This window comes from Streptomyces anatolicus, from assembly GCF_019400875.1.
Classification (GTDB): Bacteria; Actinomycetota; Actinomycetes; order Streptomycetales; family Streptomycetaceae; genus Streptomyces; species Streptomyces anatolicus.
Genome location: NZ_WMBF01000414.1, coordinates 1 through 5704, shown reverse-complemented (window position 1 = coordinate 5704; position 5704 = coordinate 1). Strand labels below are relative to the sequence as shown.

Below are 5704 nucleotides of genomic sequence, written 5' to 3'. Positions count from 1 at the left end.
CGCCCACACCCACCCGCGTGACCGGCGCCGGAGCCGCGTAGCCGGTGCCGGACTCGCATAGCCAGTGCCGGACTCGCGCGGGCAGGCCCTAGAGCAGCGCGAACTGCCCCTCGGGTCCCTCCTCGTGGTGATCGAGGACGGACGCCGGACGCCGTGCGCCGTCGGGCACGGGCAGGACGCCCGCCCGCCGCAGATCGCCCCCGGTGACCGTCTCGTCGACGGCGTCCCGCAACTCCCGCTGTCGCGGCGCCACTTCCGCGGCCAGCGCGAGGACCGTGATCAGTTCGAGCAGTTCGGACGTCCAGGCCTGCGGCCACGCCCCGGGCCCGATCGCCTCCAGAGTCCCCGGCTGAGCCTCCGCGATGCCCGCGCGCTGCCCGAACCACCGCTCAAGCACCCGCACCCCGCTCACCTCGAACTCCCACGCCTCCTTCGGCACCGGCGAGATGACACCTTCCTCACCCACCCGAAGGAGTTGTTCCGCGGCGTCGTACGCCAATGAGCGGGGGCGCGCGGGCAGCGGCGCCCGGACATAGGGCCTGCGCCCCCCGGGGAGCTTCGGGCGCTCCCCCTCTCCGCGCAGCTGGAGCCGCAGCAGCCGCTCCCCGAGCTCCACGCCCCGCGCCCAGAGCCCGCCGTCGGCCGTGAGCGGCACGCGGCAGCCCGCCGCCGAGCCCGACCCCACGGCGAGCACCCAGGAGAGGAGCGTCCGAGCCGTGACGTCCTGGCCGAGCAGCCCCGCCAGATAACGGAGAAGCCCCGGCGCCACATTGGGCTCCAGGCCCCCGGGGCGGCGGAACAGCGGCCGGACGCGGCCGGGCCGCCCGGCCGGTGAGCGCCCGTCCGGCAGCGCGGCCGACGCGAGGACCGCGGGCCCCTCGGCTCCGGGCACGTAACCCTGTTCGACCACGAAGAGCTGGCCCTCGCCCGCGACCCGCCACAGCTCGGGGCGGGCCACGTCGATGAGACGGTGGTCGGGGATCAGCCACTGCACGTCGAAGGGGCCGTGGCCGATGCGGACGGGCTCGGGGCACGGGCCGGACTCCCTGGCCAGCCGGCCCGTACCGCCCTGGTGGCCCGGGAGTTGGGCGACCGCGGTGTGCAGGGTGCGGGAGCGGGTCGGGCGGAAGAGGGTCTCGCGGGCCGTCTCGTCCGCGCGGAGGAAGGCCGCCCAGCGGGCCTTCAGCGAGGCGGCGTCCGGTCCCATCGGCCACCCGCGGCCCGGCCGGAGCGGTGCGACGGACCACGGCATGAGGTCCGCGAGCAGCGGCGCTTCGTCGTGCGTCACGCCCGGCATCGTACGACGTGTCCGCCCGGGCCCGTCAGGTCGCTTCGAGCGTGACCGAGAAGGAGAAGCGGTCCCCGCGGTAGTGGATGCGGGCCACGTCCAGGGCGCGGCCGTCCTCGTCGTAGGTGACGCCGGTGTAGTGCAGGATCGGGCTGAGCAGCGGCACCTGGAGGAGGCGGGCGGTCTCCGGGTCGGCGAGCGTGGCCTCGACGGTGTCCGTGATGCGGCTGATGCGCGCCCCCACCACATCGCGCAGCACCTTCGTCATCGGCCAGCGCACCAGGTCGTCCAGGTCGATGCGGGCGGCAAGCTCGGGGCGGACGAAGTTGCGGGCGTGGTTGGTCGGTTCGCCCGTCTTCTCGTCGCTGCGCAGCCGGTGGTACGTCGCCACCTCCACCGAGTCCGGGAAGTACGGGGCGAGTTCGGCGGGCGGGGCAGCCGTGCCGTGGTCGAGCAGTTCCGTGATCATGCCCGACTGCTGGGCCACGATCGCGTCGACCGAGCCGAGCAGGCGGACGGGGGAGCCGCGCCGGGCGGTCGGCTCGATGAACGTACCGCGCCTGCGGTGGCGGGTGATCAGCCCCTCGTCCTCCAGCTCCTTGAGCGCCTGCCGCATGGTCAGCACGCTCACTCCGTAATGCCCCGCCAGCTGCTCCTCGGTGGGCAGCCGGAGCGGGGCCTCGGGGGTACGGCCGAGTATCGAGGCGCGCAGGGACTGCGACACCTGGTACCAGAGCGGCAACTTCCGATTCAGGACGATCGAGTCCGGGGCGAAGGCGGTCACGGTCTCTCCGAATCAGTCGCGATCAGTCGCGCTACATCAGTCGCGGAAGTGGCGCTCCAGACCCTGCCATACGTCGTCGTAGCCGCGCTGCAGGTGGGAGGCGTCGGCCGCCTGCTCCGTCGCCGTCACCGGCCACCGGGTCTCGAACATGAAGGCAAGGCCGTCGTCGATCTTCTGCGGCTTCAGCTCGGCGGCCGACGCCTTGTCGAACGTCTCCCGGTCGGGGCCGTGCGCGGACATCATGTTGTGCAGCGAGCCACCGCCCGGCACGAAACCCTCGGCCTTCGCGTCGTACGCGCCTTCGATCAGGCCCATGTACTCGCTCATCACGTTCCGGTGGAAGTACGGCGGCCGGAAGGTGTCCTCACCCACCAGCCAGCGCGGCGCGAAGACCACGAAGTCGACGCCCGCCAGGCCCGGGGTGTCGGACGGCGAGGTGAGCACGGTGAAGATCGACGGGTCCGGGTGGTCGTAGCTGATCGAGCCGATCACGTTGAAGCGGCGCAGGTCGTAGACGTACGGGACGTGGTTGCCGTGCCAGGCGACGACGTCCAGGGGCGAGTGGTCGTAGGTGGCGCGCCAGAGGTTGCCGCAGAACTTGTTCACCACCTCCACCGGGCCCTCGACATCCTCGTACGCGGCCACGGGCGCCCGGAAGTCCCGGGCGTTCGCCAGGCCGTTGGCGCCGATCGGGCCGAGGTCGGGGAGCTGGAAGGGCGCGCCGTAGTTCTCGCACACGTACCCCCGCGCGCTCGCGTCGAGCAGCTCCACCCGGAAGCGGACGCCGCGCGGGATCAGCGCGACCTCGCCGGGCGCGGCGTGCAGCAGCCCGAACTCGGTGCGCAGGAGCAGGCCGCCGTGCTCGGGGACGATGAGCAGCTCGCCGTCCGCGTCGCTGAACACCCGGTCCGTCATCGAGGAGTTGGCGTGGTAGAGGTGGATGCCCATGCCGGTGCGCTGCGTCGCGTCGCCGTTGCCGCCCAGGGTCCACAGGCCCGCCAGGAAGTCCGTGCCGGGCGCGGGGTCGGGGAGGGGGTTCCAGCGCAGCCGGTTCGGGTCGGGCACCGACTCGGTGAAGGGGGCCGTGCGCAGGGTGCCGTTGTCGACGCGCGTGAAGCGGGGGTGCGCGGCCGAGGGGCGGATGCGGTACAGCCACGAGCGGCGGTTGTGGGCGCGGGGCTCGGTGAAGGCCGAGCCGCTGAGCTGCTCGGCGTAGAGGCCGAGGGGGGCGCGCTGGGGTGAATTGCGGCCGTGGGGCAGCGCGCCGGGCACCGCCTCGGAGCTGTGTTCGTTGCCGAAGCCGGAGAGATAGCTCAGGCTCTCGGCCGTCTTGCGCGCGTCGTCCCGGCCCGCACGGCTCGTCTCGCTCACGTGGTCCCCGCTCATCGTCGCTCCCTGGTGCCTGATTCCTATGGAACACCGTAGGATTCGGTTTTTCCTTCCGCAAGGGGGAGCGCCGATGCTCTACTCTCCCGGGATGCCCCACTCTCCCGGGACGCCCCACCGCGATCCGCCCGAGGAACCGAGGCCGCCGGCCTCCCTGCGCCGCGTGCCCGTGCAGGAGCGCAGCGCGGAGCGGCTGACCCGGATCCTGGACGCCTGCGCCGGGGTCCTGGACGAGGTCGGCTACGAAGGCCTGACGACCCGTGCCGTCGCCCACCGCGCGGGCGTGCCGATCGGCTCGGTCTACCGCTTCTTCGGCAACAAGCGGGCGCTCGCGGACGCGCTGGCCCACCGCAATCTCGACGCGTACGCCGAGCGGGTGGCCGCGCGTGTGCGCGGCGTCGGGCGCGGGGACTGGCGCGGGGCTGTCGACGCCGCCTTCGACGAGTACCTGTCGATGAAGCGGACCGTCCCCGGTTTCGGCCTGGTCGACTTCGGCATCCCCTCGGCCCCGGACGCGATGCCGGACGCGAACGTACGGGTGGCGGAGCGGGTGGCGGCCCTCCTCGCCCACCACATCGGCCGCCCCCTGGACGACCGGCTGCGCCGGACCGTGCTGGTCGGGGTCGAGGCGGTGGACGCGGTGCTGCAGCTTGCCTTCCGTTCTTGCCCATCGGGCGAGCCGGCCCTCATCGAGGAGGCGCGGACCTTGCTGCACGCGTATCTCGCGCTGTCGCTGGACTGACGCACGCCTCTGGGCTGGGGCCGGGGTCAGCACCCCAGGGGTGCGGGGAACGGCGCGAGCAACCACGACGCACCCGCAGGCAACCAGACCGAGGCCCGCCGCAGTCGACCGGCGGGGCTAGTCAGATGCATACCGGTCGGTATGCTGGGCCCGCACGCACCCCCGTCCCAGCCCGGGAGGGCCCATGCCCCGCACCGCCCTGCGTATCTGCCCCCTCTGCGAAGCCACCTGCGGGCTCACGCTCACCGTCGAAGGCCCACGGGTGACCGGCGCGCGCGGGGACCGGGAGGACGTGTTCAGCAAGGGGTTCATCTGCCCCAAGGGCGCCGCCTTCGGGGAGGCCGACGCCGACCCCGACCGGCTGCGCCGCCCGCTCGTCCGCAGGGATGGAAAGCTCCAAGAGGCAAGCTGGGAAGAGGCGTTCGACGCCGTGGCCGCCGGACTGCGGCCACTGATCGAGCGGCACGGCCCGGACACCGTCGGCGTCGTCCTCGGCAATCCGAACGTCCATACGATGGCCGGCGGCCTCTACCCGCCCCTCCTGCTCCGCACCCTGCGCACCCGCAACCTCTTCACCGCCACCACCGTCGACCAGATGCCCAAGCACGTGTCGAGCGGCCTCCTCTTCGGCGACCCGTACGCCATCGCCGTACCCGACCTGGACCGCACCGACCACCTGCTGCTCCTGGGCGCCAACCCCCTGGAGTCCAACGGGAGTCTGTGCACCGCCCCCGACTTCCCCGGCAAGCTCAGGGCGCTGCGCGCGCGAGGCGGCACGCTCACCGTCGTCGACCCGCGCCGCACCCGCACCGCGAAGAGCGCCGACCGGCACCTCGCGATCCGGCCCGGCACGGACGCCCTGCTGCTCGCCGCGCTCGTCCACGTCCTCTTCGAGGAGAAGCTGACGGACCTCGGCGCGCTCGAAGGGCAGGTCGAAGGCGTCGACGAACTCCGGGATTCCGTACGGGAGTTCGCCCCCGAGGCCGTCGCCGTCGCCTGCGATGTGCCCGCCGGCACCATCCGTACACTCGCCCGCGACCTGGCCGCCGCGCCCACCGCCGCCGTCTACGGCCGCATGGGCGCGAGCACCGTCGCCTTCGGCACCCTCACCAACTGGCTCGTCGACGTACTGAACATCCTGACCGGCAACCTCGACCGGCCCGGCGGCGCCCTCTTCCCGCTCGCCGCCACCGCCCGCGCCCCGCGCCCCGCGGGCCCCGGCAAGGGCTTCACGCTCGGCCGCCGGCACAGTCGCGTCAGCGGACATCCCGAGGCCAAGGGAGAGCTGCCGCTCGCCGCGCTCGCGGAGGAGATCGACACCCCCGGGGACGGGGCGATCCGCGCCCTCATCGCCGTCGCCACCAACCCCGTCCTGTCCGCGCCCGACGGCGACCGGCTCGACAGGGCCCTCGGCTCCCTCGACTTCATGGTCAGCGTCGACCCGTATCTGAACGAGACCTCGCGCCACGCCCACGTCGTCCTGCCGCCGCCCCCGCCCGCCCAG

5 protein-coding genes are annotated in these 5704 nt (G+C 73.3%); 2 read left to right on the top strand and 3 right to left on the bottom strand.

What is annotated here, in order from left to right:
* Positions 1 to 88: 88 nt before the first annotated feature.
* From GKQ77_RS26330 to hmgA, 3 genes are read right to left on the bottom strand one after another with little or no spacing between them, the layout of a single operon-like run.
* Positions 89 to 1297, bottom strand: coding sequence for a type ISP restriction/modification enzyme (locus GKQ77_RS26330; protein WP_219691419.1), 1209 nt, complete (start codon positions 1295 to 1297; stop codon positions 89 to 91).
* A gap of 25 nt (positions 1298 to 1322) precedes the next feature.
* Complete coding sequence (locus tag GKQ77_RS26325; protein ID WP_219691418.1) at positions 1323 to 2072, bottom strand: GntR family transcriptional regulator; 750 nt, start codon at positions 2070 to 2072, stop codon at positions 1323 to 1325.
* A 36-nt stretch (positions 2073 to 2108) separates the two neighbouring features.
* Positions 2109 to 3458, bottom strand: a complete 1350-nt coding sequence (hmgA, locus tag GKQ77_RS26320; protein WP_219691417.1) for a homogentisate 1,2-dioxygenase — start codon at positions 3456 to 3458, stop codon at positions 2109 to 2111.
* Positions 3459 to 3549: 91 nt separating this feature from the next.
* On the opposite strand from hmgA, the gene GKQ77_RS26315 reads away from it, so the two are divergent.
* Both GKQ77_RS26315 and GKQ77_RS26310 read left to right on the top strand, forming a co-directional pair.
* Positions 3550 to 4200 (top strand): TetR/AcrR family transcriptional regulator, encoded by a 651-nt coding sequence (locus GKQ77_RS26315; protein ID WP_219691416.1) that lies wholly within the window; start codon positions 3550 to 3552, stop codon positions 4198 to 4200.
* 184 nt (positions 4201 to 4384) lie between these two features.
* Positions 4385 to 5704: molybdopterin-dependent oxidoreductase (locus GKQ77_RS26310; RefSeq protein WP_219691415.1), on the top strand; the 1320-nt coding region annotated here is incomplete at its 3' end.